This window comes from Pseudomonas sp. MF6747, from assembly GCF_963890955.1.
GTDB lineage: Bacteria > Pseudomonadota > Gammaproteobacteria > Pseudomonadales > Pseudomonadaceae > Aquipseudomonas.
Genome location: NZ_CAWPSZ010000053.1, coordinates 240,212 through 257,141, shown reverse-complemented (window position 1 = coordinate 257,141; position 16,930 = coordinate 240,212). Strand labels below are relative to the sequence as shown.

14 protein-coding genes and 2 pseudogenes are annotated in these 16,930 nt (G+C 50.9%); 7 read left to right on the top strand and 9 right to left on the bottom strand.

The features are described 5' to 3' along the window. Positions 1-4: 4 nt before the first annotated feature. The 4 genes from AACW30_RS31180 to coxB all read right to left on the bottom strand — a co-directional run bounded on the left by AACW30_RS31180 (position 5) and on the right by coxB (position 4,402). Complete coding sequence (locus AACW30_RS31180; RefSeq protein ID WP_200624184.1) at positions 5-892, bottom strand: cytochrome c oxidase subunit 3; 888 nt, start codon at positions 890-892, stop codon at positions 5-7. Between the two features lie 35 nt (positions 893-927). Further along, a complete protein-coding gene (locus AACW30_RS31175; RefSeq protein ID WP_106576020.1) occupies positions 928-1,479 on the bottom strand; it encodes a cytochrome c oxidase assembly protein in 552 nt (183 codons plus the stop codon). A 150-nt stretch (positions 1,480-1,629) separates the two neighbouring features. Continuing rightward, positions 1,630-3,216 carry a cytochrome c oxidase subunit I gene (gene ctaD, locus AACW30_RS31170; RefSeq protein ID WP_106576019.1) on the bottom strand — a complete coding sequence of 529 codons (1,587 nt, stop codon included), beginning with the start codon at positions 3,214-3,216 and terminating at the stop codon, positions 1,630-1,632. A 58-nt stretch (positions 3,217-3,274) separates the two neighbouring features. Further along, a complete protein-coding gene (gene coxB, locus AACW30_RS31165; RefSeq protein WP_119741308.1) occupies positions 3,275-4,402 on the bottom strand; it encodes a cytochrome c oxidase subunit II in 1,128 nt (375 codons plus the stop codon). A gap of 369 nt (positions 4,403-4,771) precedes the next feature. Between coxB and AACW30_RS31160 the strand changes: the two genes are divergently transcribed. Then, positions 4,772-5,419 (top strand): hypothetical protein, encoded by a 648-nt coding sequence (locus tag AACW30_RS31160; RefSeq protein WP_106576017.1) that lies wholly within the window; start codon positions 4,772-4,774, stop codon positions 5,417-5,419. A gap of 131 nt (positions 5,420-5,550) precedes the next feature. Here the strand turns inward: AACW30_RS31160 and AACW30_RS31155 are convergent, their stop codons facing one another. The 3 genes and pseudogenes from AACW30_RS31155 to AACW30_RS31145 all read right to left on the bottom strand — a co-directional run. Beyond that, the gene (locus AACW30_RS31155) at positions 5,551-7,092 is read right to left on the bottom strand and encodes a SulP family inorganic anion transporter (protein WP_200624183.1); all 1,542 of its coding nucleotides are present in this window, start codon (positions 7,090-7,092) and stop codon (positions 5,551-5,553) included. Between the two features lie 85 nt (positions 7,093-7,177). Continuing rightward, complete coding sequence (locus AACW30_RS31150) at positions 7,178-7,909, bottom strand: carbonic anhydrase (protein WP_106576015.1); 732 nt, start codon at positions 7,907-7,909, stop codon at positions 7,178-7,180. Positions 7,910-8,137: 228 nt separating this feature from the next. Then, positions 8,138-8,974, bottom strand: a pseudogene (locus tag AACW30_RS31145) (PA0069 family radical SAM protein); the annotation flags it as partial. 38 nt (positions 8,975-9,012) lie between these two features. Here AACW30_RS31145 and AACW30_RS31140 point away from each other — a divergent pair. The 6 genes from AACW30_RS31140 (at position 9,013) to AACW30_RS31115 (ending at position 14,527) form a co-directional block, all read left to right on the top strand. Continuing rightward, complete coding sequence (locus AACW30_RS31140; protein ID WP_200624182.1) at positions 9,013-9,357, top strand: recombinase family protein; 345 nt, start codon at positions 9,013-9,015, stop codon at positions 9,355-9,357. Between the two features lie 132 nt (positions 9,358-9,489). Then, a complete protein-coding gene (locus AACW30_RS31135) occupies positions 9,490-10,746 on the top strand; it encodes a recombinase family protein (protein ID WP_200624181.1) in 1,257 nt (418 codons plus the stop codon). Positions 10,747-11,077: 331 nt separating this feature from the next. After that, positions 11,078-12,916, top strand: a complete 1,839-nt coding sequence (locus tag AACW30_RS31130) for a plasmid recombination protein (protein WP_200624180.1) — start codon at positions 11,078-11,080, stop codon at positions 12,914-12,916. A gap of 287 nt (positions 12,917-13,203) precedes the next feature. Further along, entirely contained in the window at positions 13,204-13,854 is a 651-nt protein-coding gene (locus tag AACW30_RS31125) for a replication/maintenance protein RepL (protein WP_200624179.1), read from the top strand. Beyond that, the gene (locus AACW30_RS31120; protein WP_200624178.1) at positions 13,851-14,072 is read left to right on the top strand and encodes a hypothetical protein; all 222 of its coding nucleotides are present in this window, start codon (positions 13,851-13,853) and stop codon (positions 14,070-14,072) included. The genes AACW30_RS31125 and AACW30_RS31120 overlap by 4 nt, the downstream gene beginning before the upstream one ends. Beyond that, positions 14,072-14,527 (top strand): hypothetical protein, encoded by a 456-nt coding sequence (locus AACW30_RS31115; protein WP_200624177.1) that lies wholly within the window; start codon positions 14,072-14,074, stop codon positions 14,525-14,527. Before AACW30_RS31120 ends, AACW30_RS31115 begins: the two co-directional genes overlap by 1 nt. Positions 14,528-15,313: 786 nt before the next feature. On the opposite strand, the pseudogene AACW30_RS31110 reads toward AACW30_RS31115, so the two are convergent. Both AACW30_RS31110 and AACW30_RS31105 read right to left on the bottom strand, forming a co-directional pair. After that, positions 15,314-15,550: pseudogene (locus tag AACW30_RS31110) on the bottom strand (PA0069 family radical SAM protein); the annotation flags it as partial. A 70-nt stretch (positions 15,551-15,620) separates the two neighbouring features. Continuing rightward, complete coding sequence (locus AACW30_RS31105) at positions 15,621-16,919, bottom strand: cytochrome c (protein ID WP_106576013.1); 1,299 nt, start codon at positions 16,917-16,919, stop codon at positions 15,621-15,623. Positions 16,920-16,930 lie beyond the last annotated feature (11 nt).

Here is a 16,930-nt window from a genome sequence, read left to right as displayed (position 1 = left end):
CGCCTTACAGCACATAAACGAAGAAGAACAGGCCGATCCACACCACATCCACAAAGTGCCAATACCAGCTGGCTGCCTCGAAACCAAACTGGTGCTCGGCATTGAAATGCCCGCGCAGGATGCGCATCAGCATCACGAACAGAATGATGGTGCCGATGGTCACGTGGGCGCCGTGAAAGCCCGTGAGCATGAAGAAGGTTGCGCCGTACACGCCCGAACCGAGGGTCAGGCCCAGTTCTTTGTAGGCATGCATGTACTCCTCGGCCTGCAAGGCCAGGAACGCCCAGCCCAGTAGCACGGTCAGCGCCAGCCAGATTTTCAGTGCGCCGCGATGGCCCTTGCGCAAGGCATGGTGGGCGAGGGTGATGGTGACGCTGGAGCTGACCAGCAAGACCGTGTTGATCAGCGGCAAGCCCCAGGGGCTGATGGTGCCCTCCGGTGGCGGGTACATTTTTGGGTCAGGGTTATTGAGCAGCGGCCAGGTGAACTGAAAGTTCGGCCACAGCATGTGCGCGATGCCCTTGTGCCCTTCACCGCCCAGCCATGGCCCCGACATGTGCCGCACATAAAACAGTGCGCCAAAGAACGCGACGAAGAACATCACCTCGGAAAAGATGAACCAGGTCATGCCCCAGCGAAACGAGCGGTCCATCTGCGGGCTGTACAAACCGGCACGGCTTTCCTTGATCACCGCGCCAAACCAGCCGAACAGCATGTAGGCCAGCAGCAGCCCACCAACGAAAAAGATCCACGGCCCGTGGGATTCCGGGCGCGCCGCCTTCAGATCGTTGAACCACACAGCCAAACCGTACACGGTGGTGAGCATGCCCAAGGTGGCAATTATTGGCCATTTGCTTTGCGCTGGTACGTAGTACGTATCATGAGACGACATGTATTCGCTCTCCTGATTGAGGGGGCAAACAGTAGCTAGCCGCCGGTATGGACGGCCACCGGCGGTTGGCGCGCAGTGATGTCAAACAGCGTGTACGCCAGGGTCAAATGCTTCACATCCTTGGGCATGTCGCGGTCGACGATAAAACGCACCGGCATTTCAATCCGCTGACCGGGCTGCAGCACTTGCTGGGTGAAGCAAAAGCACTCGGTCTTGTGGAAGTACATCGCCGCTTCGGCCGGGGAAATGCTCGGCACTGCCTGGGCTTTCATGACCTTGTCGGTGGGGTTGTAGGCGACGAACAGCATCTCGGTGACCGCGCCGGGGTTGACCACCACTTCGTCAGCCTTGGAATGAAACTCCCAGACCATGTCGATGGCATTGGTCGACAGAAACTGCACTCGCACCTGGCGCGTGGGGTCGACGATTTGCTCACCTTCGTACTGCCCGGCGGTCTTGCCGTTGATGCCGAACGCCTTGCACATCACGTCGTAAATCGGCACCAGGGCGAAGCCGAAGGCGAACATTGCCACCACCAGAATCAGCAGGCGGGTGACGAGGCGCTTGATGGGGATGGACTCAAGCATGGCGATCACCTGAACCGAACGCGGTCAACGTGGGAGCGGGCTTGCTCGCGAATGCGGTGGGCCAGGCCCCATTTGCGGCGACTGAAACACCGCTTTCGCGAGCAAGCCCGCTCCCACAGGGGATTTGTACCGGCATGGCGAACCGGGTATTCACTTGACCTCCGGCGGCGTGGTGAACGTGTGATACGGCGCGGGCGAGGGGATGCTCCACTCCAAACCTTCGGCACCATCCCACGGCTTGGCGGGCGCCGGCGGGCCGCCGCGGATGCACTTGATGACGATGAACAAGAAGAAGATCTGCGTGGCGCCAAACATGAATGCACCAATCGAGGAGACCATGTTGAAGTCGGCAAACTGCAGGTTGTAGTCCGGTACCCGGCGCGGCATGCCGGCCAGCCCCACGAAGTGCATCGGGAAGAACGCCATGTTCATGCCGATGAAGGACAGCCAGAAGTGCAGCTTGCCCAGGGTTTCGTCGTACATGTGCCCAGTCCACTTGGGCAGCCAGTAGTAGGCCGAAGCGAAGATGCCGAAGATCGCGCCAGGCACCAGTACGTAATGGAAATGCGCCACCACAAAGTAGGTGTCGTGGTACTGGAAGTCCGCTGGAGCAATCGCCAGCATCAGCCCCGAAAAGCCGCCAATGGTGAACAGGATCACGAAGGCCACGGCGAACAGCATCGGCGTTTCGAAGGTCAGCGAGCCTTGCCACATGGTGCTGACCCAGTTGAACACCTTCACGCCCGTCGGTACGGCGATCAGCAGCGTGGCGTACATGAAGAACAGCTCGCCCACCAGCGGAATGCCCACCACGAACATGTGGTGCGCCCACACAATGAACGACAGAAACGCGATGCTCGCCGTGGCGTAGACCATCGAGGTGTAGCCGAACAGCGGCTTGCGCGAGAAGGTCGGGATGATCGAGCTGACGGCGCCGAAGGCCGGCAGGATCATGATGTACACCTCGGGATGGCCGAAGAACCAGAACACATGCTGGAACAGCACCGGGTCACCGCCACCGGCGGCGCTGAAGAAGCTGGTGCCGAAGTGGATGTCCATCAGCATCATGGTCACGCAGCCGGCCAGCACCGGCATCACCGCGATCAACAGGAACGCGGTGATCAACCAGGTCCACACGAACAGTGGCATTTTCATCAGGGTCATGCCCGGCGCGCGCAGGTTGAGAATGGTCGCGACCACGTTGATCGCACCCATGATCGAGCTGATGCCCATCAGGTGGATGGCAAAGATAAAGAACGTCACACTTTCGGGCGCGTAGGTGGTGGACAGCGGGGCGTAGAAGGTCCAGCCGAAATTCGGCCCGCCGCCGGGTGTGAACAACGTGGAAACCAGTAGCAGGAACGCCGCTGGCAGCAGCCAGAAACTGAAGTTGTTCATGCGCGGCAGGGCCATGTCCGGCGCGCCGATCATCAGCGGGATCATCCAGTTGGCCAGGCCCACGAAGGCAGGCATCACCGCGCCAAACACCATGATCAGGCCGTGCATGGTGGTCATCTGATTGAAGAACGCCGGCTGCACGATCTGCAGGCCGGGCTGGAACAGCTCGGCGCGGATCACCATGGCGAACGAGCCGCCAAGCAGGAACATGGTGAAGGCGAACCACAGGTACATCGTGCCGATGTCTTTGTGGTTGGTGGTCAGCACCCAGCGCATCAGGCCTTTGGCGGGGCCATGGGCATGGTCGGCGTGACCATGGTCATCGATCACAGTGCTCATGGCCGTTCTCCTGCAAAGGAATGGGCTGTGCGGTTCAGGGCATACGCAGTTGAGGCCGTCATTTGCTTTCCGCCTGTTTCAAAGCCAGCACGTCTTTGGGCGTGACCATGTCGCCTTTGTTGTTGCCCCAGGCGTTGCGTTCGTAGGTCACCACGGCGGCGATGTCCACTTCCGACAGCTGTTTGCCGAAGGCGGCCATGGCGGTGCCGGGCTTGCCGAAATACACGCGGTGCAGGTGATCTTCCTTAGGCCCGGTGGCGATCGGCGAACCTTTGAGCGCCGGGAACATCGGCGGCAGGCCTTGGCCCTCAGCCTGGTGACAGGCCACGCAGGTGGTGTGGTAGACCTTGTCGCCACGCGCCACCAGCTCTTCGAGCGTCCATTCTTTGGAGGTCAGCTCTTTAAGCTTGGCCGCTTCTGCCTTGCGCTCGCCGAGCCAAGTGTCGTAGTCGGCCTGGGATTTGACCTCGACCACAATCGGCATGAAGCCGTGGTCCTTACCGCACAATTCTGCGCACTGGCCACGGTAGATGCCGGGCTTCTCGATGCGCGTCCAGGCCTCGTTGACGAAGCCGGGAATGGCGTCGCGCTTGACCGCAAAGGCCGGCACCCACCACGAATGGATCACGTCGGCGGCAGTCACCAGAAAGCGCACTTTGGCGCCCACCGGCAGCACCAGCGGCTGATCGACTTCGAGCAGATAGTGCTCGCCCTTGGTGGCCTGGTTATGGATTTGCTCGGCGGGCGTGGCCAGGTTGCTGAAGAATTCCACGTCCTGGCCCAGGTATTTGTAATGCCACTTCCACTGGTAACCGGTGACCTGGATATCGATATCCGACTCGGTGCTGTCATAGATGTTGATCAGGGTCTTGGTCGCCGGAATGGCCATCGCTACCAGGATCAGCAGGGGCACCACGGTCCAGAGGATTTCCACGGTCGTGCTCTCGTGAAATTTGGCAGCCACCTGGCCCGTGGACCGGCGGTGCAGGATCATCGACCAGAACATCGCGCCAAACACGACAATGCCGATCACCACACAAATCCAGAAGATGGTCATGTGCAGGTCAAACACGGCGTGACTGACTTCAGTAGCCCCTGGCGCCATATTCGTTGTCCAGGCGGCGTGCGCCTGGCCGAATACCGACCACAACAGTAGGCCCATCCAAACGTGTGGATGTCGCGTCATTGCGGGTTCCCCTTTATGTTTCTTGTTATCCCGCCGGTTTGCACCTGCGGCGAAGGGAGCGGCTTCCATACTGCTTACAACCGCCAAGCCTTGCCTGCTTCATGCAGTTGGGCGTCATCAGCTAATTGCGTACAAAATCGAGTATAGACAGCCGGGGCAACCCCGCAATGTGTAGGGGCAAATGAGCACAAACAGACGGGCGGGCCCAATAAATACGGGGGCGCAAACGTTTATCCGACGAACGATGGCGATTCGATATAACGCATGCGCATAACCATGAAATAATTATGACAAACGCGTCTTAGGCCCTCGTATAAACGAGCTACCTTGTCCTTTCCCTTTTCCTACGCCTGTTTCACTGGAGCTTTCATGAACACCGCCGCATTGCGCGAGCAGATTTCCCGTGCCCATCAACACGAAGCCAGCACTGGCCAGCTTGCCCAGCAACTGGAAAAACAATTGCCGCACCTGCATTCGGCCATTTCCCTGGCTGACGGTGATCGCAACATTGTCATGACCCGTTTTGTTACCGCCTACATCGAGCTTGTCCCTGACTTGCTGGAAGCCGCCAATGACGTGGCCCGCGAAGCTGGCATCGAAAGCCAGATCAAGCCGGTACTGAAAATCGCCGAGCATTTCTTCCTGCAACCGCCCGCGATTCTTGCTGGCCACGAAGGCCTCGACGGCCTGCTGGACGAGGCCTACCTGGCCCATCGCCTGGTAGAAGAAGTCAACGATCTGTACATCAAGCACTTTGGTCAGCCGTTGATTCCGGCGGACACCACCGTGGCCAACTTGATCGCTCATCAGCTGATCGGCGAAGCATTTGCCAACCAGTTGGACGAAGCCGTGCATTTGGCGGTGGATGAAATGCTCAACGAAGACAGCTTTGCGCTGGAGTCGGTCGAGGCTTACCGCGAGACGCTCAAGAGCCCGAACACGGAAGCGGCGTGGAAGCGCTGGCCGTGCCTGTCGCGTCAGTTGGGGGTTGAGCTGGCGTTGGATCAGCCGGCGTAAATGTGCGGACTGCACAGCAATCACTGTGGGAGCCGGGCTTGCCCGCGATGGCGGTGGATCAGTCAGCTAATGGGTTGACTGACACGCCTTTAATCGCGGGCAAGCCCGGCTCCCACATTGGTTTGTGGTGTTCAGACGGGCGCCGAACCTATCCCCACGGTCGTGCGCACCCGGCCTTCAAGCCTGCGCTTCAAGCCGCGCGCCTCGATTACCAGTTGTGAGCCCTTGGCCGCATTGGCCCGGCCCCATTCCTCGAGTAATTCCAGGCAGGAATGGTCGATGTAACTCAAGTTGCTCAGCGGCACGTGCAACGCGGTCCCCGCAGGCACCGTCGACAGCACTTGGGTCAGTGCCGGCACTTTAAGGAAAGTCGCCGCACCGGTCAGGCGCAACTCCATCTCACCGTCCTGGGGCAGGTCGATCAGGCTGATTTTCAGTCGCGACGCCTTGAAGGCCAACTTGACCAACGTCAGCCCGAAGCCCACCAGTACACCGGTCAGCAAATCGGTAAAAATGATCGCCAGCGCCGTCGCGGCATAGGTGAACATCGGCATCCGCCCGTATCGGCCCAAGGCGCGAAACGCTTTCACGTCCACCAGCTTGATCCCGGTGTACACCAGCACGCCCGCCAGGCTCGCCACCGGGATGCTTTGCAGCACGCTCGACAGCAGCAGCACGAACCCCAGCAGCCATACACCGTGGAACATCGCCGACAAGCGCGTGGTCGCACCGGCCTGCACGTTGGCCGAGCTGCGCACGATCACGCCGGTCATCGGCAGCGCGCCGACCAGGCCACAAAGCATGTTGCCTACACCTTGTGCGGACAATTCCTTGTCGAAATCGGAGCGCTGACCGCTGTGCATGCGGTCAACCGCAGCAGCCGACAGCAGGGTTTCGGCACTGGCGATAAAGGCCACGGCGAACGCGGCGATCAACAGTTGCGGATCGGCCAGGTTCAGCAAGTCGCTGGGGTGTAGCCAGTCAATGGCATCGGCAAGGTTTTCCGGGACTTCCACACGCTTGACCTGCAGCGCCAGTATCAGGCTGGTGACCGTCGCCAAGCCCACGCCCAACAACGCGCCTGGCACAAATCGCAGTTTTTGCGGGCGTAATTTATCCCACAGGTACATCACCAGCATCGTCGACAGCCCCAGCAAACCCGCTTGCCAGCCAAGGCCACCGCCCAGAGTCGGCATCGCCTCAACCACGGCGGCCGGGAAGCCCGCCAGGTTATCCAGCCCGGAAGGCTTGGGCGCGCCGTCGAGCATCACATGGACCTGCGAGAGCACAATCAGCACGCCGATCCCCGCCAGCATGCCGTACACCACCGCCGGCGCAGTGACACGGAACCAGCAGCCCAGACGCAATCGCCCGGCCACCAATTGCAGGAACCCCGCCAGCAACAGAATAGGGCCGAGCATCATCATGCCGTGCTGGCGCACCAGTTCGAACACCAACACTGCCAAACCTGCGGCGGGCCCGCTGACCTGCAGCGGCGACCCAGCCAGCCAACCCACCACCAGGCCACCGATGATCCCGGTGATCAGCCCTTTGGCCGGCGGCATGCCAGACGCAATCGCGATGCCCATGCACAAGGGCAGGGCGACCAGAAACACAACCACGGACGCGAGCAGCTCCCGAGGCAATACAGCTTTCAATTGAGCAGCACGCATAATGACTCTCCCAAGGCATTCGCCGGGCGCGGCAATGCCTGGCTGCATCCATGGCAGCCACCGCATTACCCGGCAGGGAAGTGTTTTAGAAGCGCGCTTTAGGCGTCGCGCAAGGGATGGGGCCGTCGCCGCTCAGCGGTCGAAATGCCGCCTGATCTGCATCGTAGGCTCGAATTTCGCTGGTCTCGATGTTGTAGATCCAGCCATGGATAAACAAATGACCATTGGCCATGCGTGAGGCCACGGAAGGGTGGGTGCGCAAATGCTGCAACTGGGCGATGACGTTTTCTTCGGTCAGCACTTTCATGCTTTCGCCTTCATTGGCGCAGTCGCAGTTGTCCTCAACCATCGACTTGGCGACTTCGGCATGACGCAGCCAAGCCCGGACTGTCGGCATTTTTTCCAGGCTCTGGGGGTTGAGTACCGCGCGCATGGCGCCACAGTCGGAATGCCCGCACACGATAATGTGCTGCACGCCCAGGGCGAGAACCGCGTACTCGATGGCCGTGGAAACGCCGCCGTTCATCTGTCCGTAGGGTGGCACCACGTTGCCGACGTTACGCGTGACGAACAGGTCGCCAGGGGAGCTTTGGGTGATCAGCTCAGGCACGATCCGCGAATCGGCACAGGTGATAAACATCGCCCGTGGGCTTTGGGCCGTGGCGAGTTTTTTGAAGAGTTCTTCCTGCTGGGGGAAGACGTCGTGATGGAAATGCAAAAAGCCGTCAACGATGTGCTTTAGCGCTGCATCGGCGGATTCGGCCACCTGAGGGGCTGAAGCCGACGCAGCCAACGGCTGTTTATCCTTGTCACTCATGATTCATCCTCTTGATTAATGCAGGGAGAGTGTTCAGGTCATTTCGACGCTGGGCCAGTGGATTAGTTGTAAAACGCTGAAGACCACGGTTCCGACCCACCCGTCACTCGCTGAACAAGGTAACCGTCGAAACTTAACTCAAACTGAATGAACCGCTCTAGATCGCGGGTTTCAGTGATATCAAAACGCGACTATTCCTACAGACCTATCGCGCTCTTCGTCGTCAGTTTACAACAATGCCATCTGCCTGCCCGGTGGGCAGAACGCCGTGCAATCCAGATTAAACCCTTCCCGATGATTAAGCCCCAGGCGCTTGATCGCCTTGCTGAAGCGCTGCGCCAGCAGATCGGCGAACGGCCCCTCACCCCGCATGCGCACACCAAAGCGGCTGTCATACACCTCACCCCCGCGCACCTGGCGCACCAGGCTCATCACATGGGCCGCCCGCTGCGGGTAATGCGCCGCCAGCCACTCCTCGAACAGCGGCGCCACCTCCAGCGGCAGGCGCAGCATCATGTAGGCCGCACTTTGGGCACCCGCCGCGTGGGCTTCGGTCAGCAGACTTTCGAGCTCGCTGTCGTTGATCATCGGAATCATCGGTGAACACAACACGCCCACCGGGATGCCGGCCTCACGCATTACCCGAATCGCCCGCAATCGCGCCTTGGGCGCCGCCGTGCGCGGTTCCAGAATGCGCTTGAGCTCATCGTCCAGGCTCGTGAGGCTGATCATGACTGCCACCAGTCGCTGCCGGGCCAGCTCGGTCAGCAGGTCGAGGTCACGCAAAATCAGCGAGCCCTTGGTGATGATGGTCACCGGGTGGCGGTAGCGCAGCAGCACTTCGAGGGTCTGCCGGGTGATCGTGTACTCGCGCTCGATGGGCTGGTAAGGGTCGGTATTGGAGCCCAGATTGATCGGCGCGCACACATACCCCGGCTTCGACAGCTGTTGCTCCAGCACCTGGGCGGCATTGGTCTTGGCGATCAGCTTGGTTTCGAAATCCAGCCCCGGCGACATGTCCCAGTAGGCGTGACTGGGCCGCGCGTAGCAGTAGATGCACCTGTGTTACGCTATAAGACCCTGACACTGACGGAACGACCTAAATGCAACGCAAATGCTATTCCTATGTGAGGTTTTCTCATAAAAAACAAGAGCTTGGAACGTCATTTGCTAGGCAGAGCGATATTCAGCATTTCGTTGATAAGCACAACCTTATAGTAGATACGACCTTAGAAGACTTGGGCGTTTCTGCTTTTCGAGGCAAAAATGCTAAACAGGGTCAATTAGGTGGGTTTATTGACCTTGTTGAAAGTGGGTTGATAGAACAAAATTCAATTCTGCTGATTGAAAACTTTGACCGTTTGTCAAGGCAGAAAATTATTAAATCAACGCAAATATTTCTGAACCTTCTAAACCGTGATATTGATATTGCTGTATTAGATACATGAAAAATCTACTCCAAGAACAATCTTCTTACATCGGATTTTTTCATCGCTATTATTGAGTTTGAACGTGCAAACGCAGAATCTTCACGCAAAAGCGATTTTACAAGTTCGGCTTGGAATATTCATCGCAATGAAATGAGGAATAGCAAAGCTGTTAAAACTCGTAAAACCCCTTCTTGGATAGGCGTTTCTGGTGTTGTTAAGGCACGCCCAGGTGATGAACCAGCAAAGTTTTTCGTGATTGAAAATGAAGCTAATAAAATTAGGAAAATTTTCGATTTAGCATTAGCAAGAGGATTGAGCGAAACAGCCAAAGCTGTGAACGAATGGCTTGAACCTTCCGAATCTAAATATTCCATTCATCAAATCCAATATCTATTAAAGAACAGGAAAGTAATAGGCGAACATCAGCCGATGAAATTTCACGAAAGTGAAACGGGTGAAATGAAGCTAATACCAGAAGGTCCGACTATTCATGATTATTATCCTGCCATTATAGATAAGTCGATTTTTGAAGAAGTACAAGAGAAAATTTCTGGTCGAAAGCCATTTTCAGGTCGATTTAATAAATCGCGCTTGAATATTTTTCAAGGTTTTATAAAGTGCTACCACTGTGACGGCACAATCAGATTTATGGATAAATCAGGTGAAGGCAGAAGCAACAAACAATATTTCGTTTGTACTAACTCAATGACAAACAAATGCCAAGTTAAATGGCGCTTGTCTTACAGTGCAAGTCAGACGATGCAGTATTTTTTTGAAAAAACTGACAAACTTAATTTGTCTGATATTTTTGAAAATGATTCTGACTTACTCAGGCTAAACACAGAACTGAAAAAATATGAGAGAGACCAAAAGAATAACTCATTACAATTGGCACGTCTCAAAACTCAGATTAAAGAAATTCTGATTCAAGGCAAAGGTATTTCTTCAACTCTAAATGACATGATGATTGAGTTCGAAACTCTTCAAAAAGAACTTGCTACAAAAATTGATTTATTGCGGAATGAAAAAAATCAATACATCACACGTTTGGAAATTTCGAGAAGCTTCACACAGCAGAATATTCTTGAACTACTAAATGATAGAAGTGATGAAGGAATCAGAAAACGGATCTCAATTAACAATCACCTTTCTCAAATCATTTCAGAGATAAAAATATTTTGGCGTGGATTCTCTAAGAAAGACCCAATCACTGGTAAACCAGACAAACGCTCTGCTGGTGAACCCGCTCTATTTATTAAATTCAAAAATGGCACAACAAGAATCATCATTGAAACAGAAATGGTCCGTGATGATGAAGATGTTGGGGCAAAAACTTTTGTTGAATCGTTTCAAGAAATGCACAATGAGCTGATTCAATTTAAATCATTTGCTGACACCAAATACTAGGCTAGCCCTTTAAGTTGGACAATTGAAAATTGTCTAACTTAAAGGACTCTTACGAAAACAAGTCAGCACAAACAAGCTATCGTAATAAAACCTCTTCTGGATATGGTATAACATTTATATAGTGGAATTTTCGGAGAAAATGGAACCTTATATTACCTGCTATGTATATGGTTACAGTTTCAAACTTCGCTTCGCTCGTTTGAACCAGTAACCATATACGCAGGTCCTGCCGGAAGCAGAGGCAAAATCAAAAGAAATTCGCTTAAAAAGTTACGTTCTCACTTTAACTTTTCCGCTTATAAAAACAAAAACAAAACTCACAGAGGAGATAATGAAACAAATATCAATATTAAAAAGAGACATAAATTATTCTAACATTGAAGGATTATCATCAAGCCTTGAACACTCATTTAGAATCAGACAAAAGGATTTTGACAATCTCGTTTATAACGAAGACCTATCAATAAACAACAAAATTTTTATCAATAATGAACTAAAAAATTTCAATCCAAGAGAAAATTATCGCCCGATATTTGAGTCAATAATTTCGCAAATTGATAAAGAAATTAAACTAAACACTAAGACAGATTTTGAAAAAACTGATGGGAAACGTCTTAAAGGTTTCAAGCACAAGCTTGTAGAATTTGCTGGTAAATCAGAAGATGAAATTAGCAACTATGTATTAGGTGTGATTGAAGAGCCATCATCATTCAATGAAATTAATTACCAAAAATTACTTGAATCTCATAAAATAAAACGAATCAGTGAAAAGCTAAATTGCATAAAAAGCTACTGCGAATTGAGTGAAAAATACAATCCAGCCAAATCAAAAAAATTAAAGGTAGACACTAACTTTGTCAAAGAAGTGATTCTTGTCATACCCAAACCCAACCGTATATCAGTAGATGAAAAGACAAGCGACTTTCTATTACAAACCGCTATTTCTTACTTTAAAGATAATTTTCCTGACAATAATATTATCGCCGGTTTTAGTCATAGCGATGAAACAACCAACCACTGCCATTTATTCGTAAATCTCAAAAACTCTAAAACAAATGCCTATGATTTTGTAAAGCAAGAACAATCATTGGCAGAATTAAACCACCGTTTGAATCAGAATTCACAACCCGTTCTTGGGGATTTTGCTCATCCACGCAGAACCGCCACACAGCAAAATAAGCTATTTCTTAACAGCACCAACAAATGGCGCGGAGTAACTCTCCAAAAATACTTCTATAAACATTTCAATAAACTTTCATTAAATGCAGAAATGGGATTTGTAGCTGTATTTAACAAAAAGAATGATGATAATAAGAAAGTCTATGAGTTTATGAATGAACAATCCAAACTTCCTAAAAGCGAAAGGCGCTTGAATTTTCTGCTTAGCCAGGTTGAAGACCAAGACTTAAAAATAAATGAACTTAAAGAAAACTTTCAAAACACGAAGGAACGTGCCAATGAAATAATTACCAAAAGAAAAGAACAGATAGATGAGCTAAATAAGAGCAAGGGCATAGTATCAAACAACATATCTATACTAACCAAAAATCAAACCAATGTAGAAAATAAAATCACCGAGTTAGATGAAACGATTAAGACAAAAACCAAAACTAAGAATGATTTAGATAAGGACATAAAGAAACTTACGGTAGAGAATAAAGCTTTAACAGTCAAAAATGAATCTCTTAAAGAAGAAGCGGCTACACAAGAAGAAAACTTACGCAATATGGGTGAAAAATACATCCAAACTTTATTCAAAGATATGAGAACACTGTACACTCAGATTTTAGGAATATTGCCTCTATACGATAAAATCAAAACAGGTTTACTTGGGAAAATCTTTTATAAGCGAGATCTTCTTGATGAACAAGAGTTTGATGACAGAGTTAAAAAAATCATCTCTGACAAAAGCTCAGCATCACTTGAATTGTTTAATTCAATAGATGGTATTTACAAACCTGAAAATAGGCAATTTGAAACCAGAGTTAAGCAAGTTTCAAAAGCCGAATTAAAACAAAGACCAACAGAGACTATTTTCCAGCCAATTGTAACTAAATCTGCACCAGCGAAAAAATCTGACAAGAACGAGTGGGAACTGCACTACAAACCTTCTGCACCAAAAAGCAAACCTCGTAATGACAAAAATGGTCCATCATTGAACCTTGATTGATGCTTTTGCTTTTAGCTGAAATGGCTTTAAACCAATTCCCCCTTGGGGGTTAGGGGGGCATTAAAACCTCGATGTAAATATAATAGAAAGGAGACATCACGGGTTACGTGGCTTACAGCCGTTTTTCCTCACTCTATGAGTTAGATTTCCTCATCTGGCAGATGTGGTTTTCTCATCTACCAGATGAGGATTTTTCCTCATCAAAAATAATTAGAAAATAAATGTAGTTTCCTCATTGACTTTAGTGAGGATTATGTATAATAGATATATAACAACATAAAACTACAATGAACCAACCTAATAAAACCAAGAAAATCCTTAAACACAGTATCAAAGAAACCTACGACAGTGTAACCGGGGAATTAACAAAACAAGAGGAAGTGACTGCTTTTTCAGTATCTTCTGAGCCTGCTTTTGTAAAGTTATACTTAGATGGTATACAAGCAATATATAAGCTCAACTCTTCAAACCATTCAGTTCTGAATGAGCTATTAAAAATCACAAACTATGGCGGTGAGATAATCCTTAACGCAGCTGTAAAAAAACGTATTTGCGCCTTTCTGAATACTTCTATCGGAACATTTGACAACACTCTTCTCATCTTAAAAAAATCTGACATTATCAGACAAAAAGACAGAGGCTGCTACATGGTAAATCCTGAATTGTTTGGTAAAGGTCCATGGGTAGAAGTTTATAAAGATAGAGCTAAGTACAAGAAATTAAAAATGACAATAGAATATTCAGGGTCTAAACAAGCTAAAAGAACAGTAAAAACTGAACTGGTTGATGACCCAGAAGCCATCCTATTAGAAGCGAATCTTAGAGGCATTACGAGTGATGCACTATTAGCCGAAATAAAAAATCTTGAAGAAATTAATTTTGATGGTCCATCACCGTTTGATGATTTAGAAGAATATGAAGATGGTGATGCGGAATGAGTAAGAGTAATGAATGTCAAATTGACTATGATTATTATATTTTGAGACTTGCCTCTAAACAAAAATTACAGCTTGAATATTTGGCTAAAATTTTAGAAACGAAAAGTTTGAAATACACTATTGAAACCCTCATTGAATCAGCTTTTATCAACTGCTACGCATATCAAGAACGTGATGAGGATTTTGAAGATGAAGATGAGAACGAAGAAGGTGCATAATGAGAAGTGGAGAAGGTTCAATTGTTGCTGTGTTAGTAATTGTATTATTCATGATTAATGTGAAATACCCTTTTATGCCTCCATTCACGAATCGTTTAAAGTTTGATAGCACTGGACAAGCTATTGTAATGACTCGGGAAGAGTCGCTACAAAAAAAGATAGAAGAAGCAGATAGAGTTGCACGGTTGAAAAAAGAAGCAGAAGAAATTAAAGCAGCGTATGCACAAGCATATAAAGATTGTAATGCCAAGTCCTGGGAAAAATATGGTTCGACAAGTGCAATATCTGTTGAGTATGCATTTAACTCGTATGATAAGACTTGCTACAAAACCACAATGACTGGGGATTTGACCAAAGGAACTGAGGGTTTATACAGAGATAATTTTAAAATCACTTATGAAACTGAGTTTGTTCGTAGTGAGTTAAAAGATTATATGCTTGTGTACAGAGAATGATAATGAGCCGAATGGCTCATTACTTCTGTCATATATCGCAATATTTGGCTTTGGTCATATATGATTTAAGCCTTTTAGTTTTTCAGTCTCTTCTTTTACTGCGTATAACAAAGATTCTTCTGAGCTTTTCCAATACTCTTCAAACTCATCTGCAAACTTTTCATGCAAATCCTTGACTATACTTGACACGTCAAATTTGTTTGAAGCATTTCTATGAGATTTAAAGTTAAGAACCAAAACTTTGCTATTTATAGTTTTCCCGCAAAAAGCAAATGCTAAACGCTAAACGCTGTGCAAGCGTCTGCGAAAAATTATACACCTCTTGCATTTCAAGATATTGAATAAAATTAATTATCGCTGATTGCCTCCATCGTCTTTTTAGTCCAGAAATTTTTCCACCTATTCCACCCAGCAATTTTTTCCTTTCTGCATATTCCATTTTTCTCTCGGTTGTTTATTACATTATAACATATTGATTTGGTCATATATGTCCAAAGCTAAATATTGCCTATACGGAATTAATGAGCCATTCGGCTCTACTTTCTTGCGTTGATTTCGTGAAGCTCACACAGTGAGTTTCTGCGTTGTTCTCAATATTGAAATTACTTTGATGGTTTGATTTACCCCCTAACCCCCAAGGGGGAAATTGGTTTAAAGCCATTTTGCTAGCACCTGACGGTGCTTCAACGGTTGAGTTAGCCGTCACCATTGACCGTCTCAAAATGACGCCTAGGCGGCGTCTGACAGTCAAACTGACCTAACCACTGCGCAGTGTCTTATCGCATAGTAGATACAACCGTGCTCGCAGCCGCGATAGGGGTTGATCGAGCGATCGAACGGCAGGTCCGGCGAGTTATTGCGGGTGATGATGCTTTTGGCCGTTTCGATGCGCACTTCGGTGCCTTGGGTGGGCGGCACTTCCTGAAACCAGCCGTCATCCTCGGCCACACTGACGGTAGGCGCAAAGCGATTGTGCAGGTTGGTGGCCGTGCCCCGGCCACGGGGCGGTAAAGGTGTAGACATGAAAACGCCCCAATACTGTTTTTATATACAGTAAAGGGGCGTGATGGTTATGACCAGTGCCGTCTGGCGGTCAGTGCTTTTGCGTCACTTGCCCCAGGTCATCGCCCGAGGTGGTGCGCATATCGCTCTTGCGCAGGTCCGCCACGTCGCTGGCTTTTACTGGCGCGCCTTTGTTACCCCAGCTGCCGCGGACGAAACTGACTACATCCGCCACTTCCTGGTCCGACAACCGCCAGGCAAACGCCGGCATGGTGAACGTCGAAGGCGCCGTGTGCGTAGCCGGCAAGGTACCGCCGTTCAACACAATGTTGATCAGCGACGTGGCATCCGCTGTCTGCAACACCGGGTTACCCGCCAGCGCCGGGAACACCCGCGTATAGCCATGGCCATCGGTACGGTGGCACGCCGCGCAGTTGTCGATGTACACCGACGCGCCCGGCTTGCTGTCGTCACCTTTCCACAACGCCTCGGCGACCTGTTTGTCGTACTGATGCGGCTGATCCTTGGGATCCACCGCCGGCAGGCTTTTGAGGTAGCGGGCGATAGCGGTCAGGTCGTCCTGCGACATGTACTGCATGCTGTGCACCACCACATCGCTCATGCCGCCAAACACGGCACTGCGATCACTGCGGCCGGTCTTGAGGAATTGCACCAGTTGCTCTTCGCTCCAGCTGCCGAGCCCGTCCTTGTGATCGCCACGCAGGCTCTTCGCGATCCAGCCTTCCAACGGCGCGCTGCCGGACAGGAAGGCGTTGCCGTCAGTGGCGCTGAGGGCTTTTTCCTGCATGGTCAGGGCGCGCGGCGTATGGCAGGCACCGCAGTGCCCCAAGCCTTCAACCAGATACGCGCCCCGGCTGACCACCGGATCGGCGGCCGGCTGTGCCGGATGCTCCTCAACGGCCGGCGCAAACATCCAGCGCCAGGCCGCCAACGGCCAGCGCATGCTCAAGGGCCAGGGAATATCGCTGTCCTTGTTCTCTTGGGCGACCGGCTCCACACCCTTCATGAAGTAGGCATACAACGCCTGCATGTCGCTGTCGCTGACACGCGCGTAAGACGGATAGGGCATCGCCGGGTAAAGCGTACTACCGTTCTTGGCGACGCCATGGCGCACGGCCTTGTCGAAATCTTCGAAGCTGTAGTCGCCCAGGCCGGTCTTGTCCGGGGTGATGTTGGTGGAGTAGATCACGCCGATCGGAGTTTCCATCGGCAGCCCGCCGGCAAAGGGTTTGCCACCCTTGGCGGTGTGGCAGGCCACGCAGTCACCGGCGCGGGCCAGGTATTCGCCCTGCTTGACCAGGTCGGTTTCAGCGGCGCTTACCGAACAGCTGCTCAAGAGGGCCAGGGAGGCGATAACAAGTGCTTTCATGGTCATCGCTC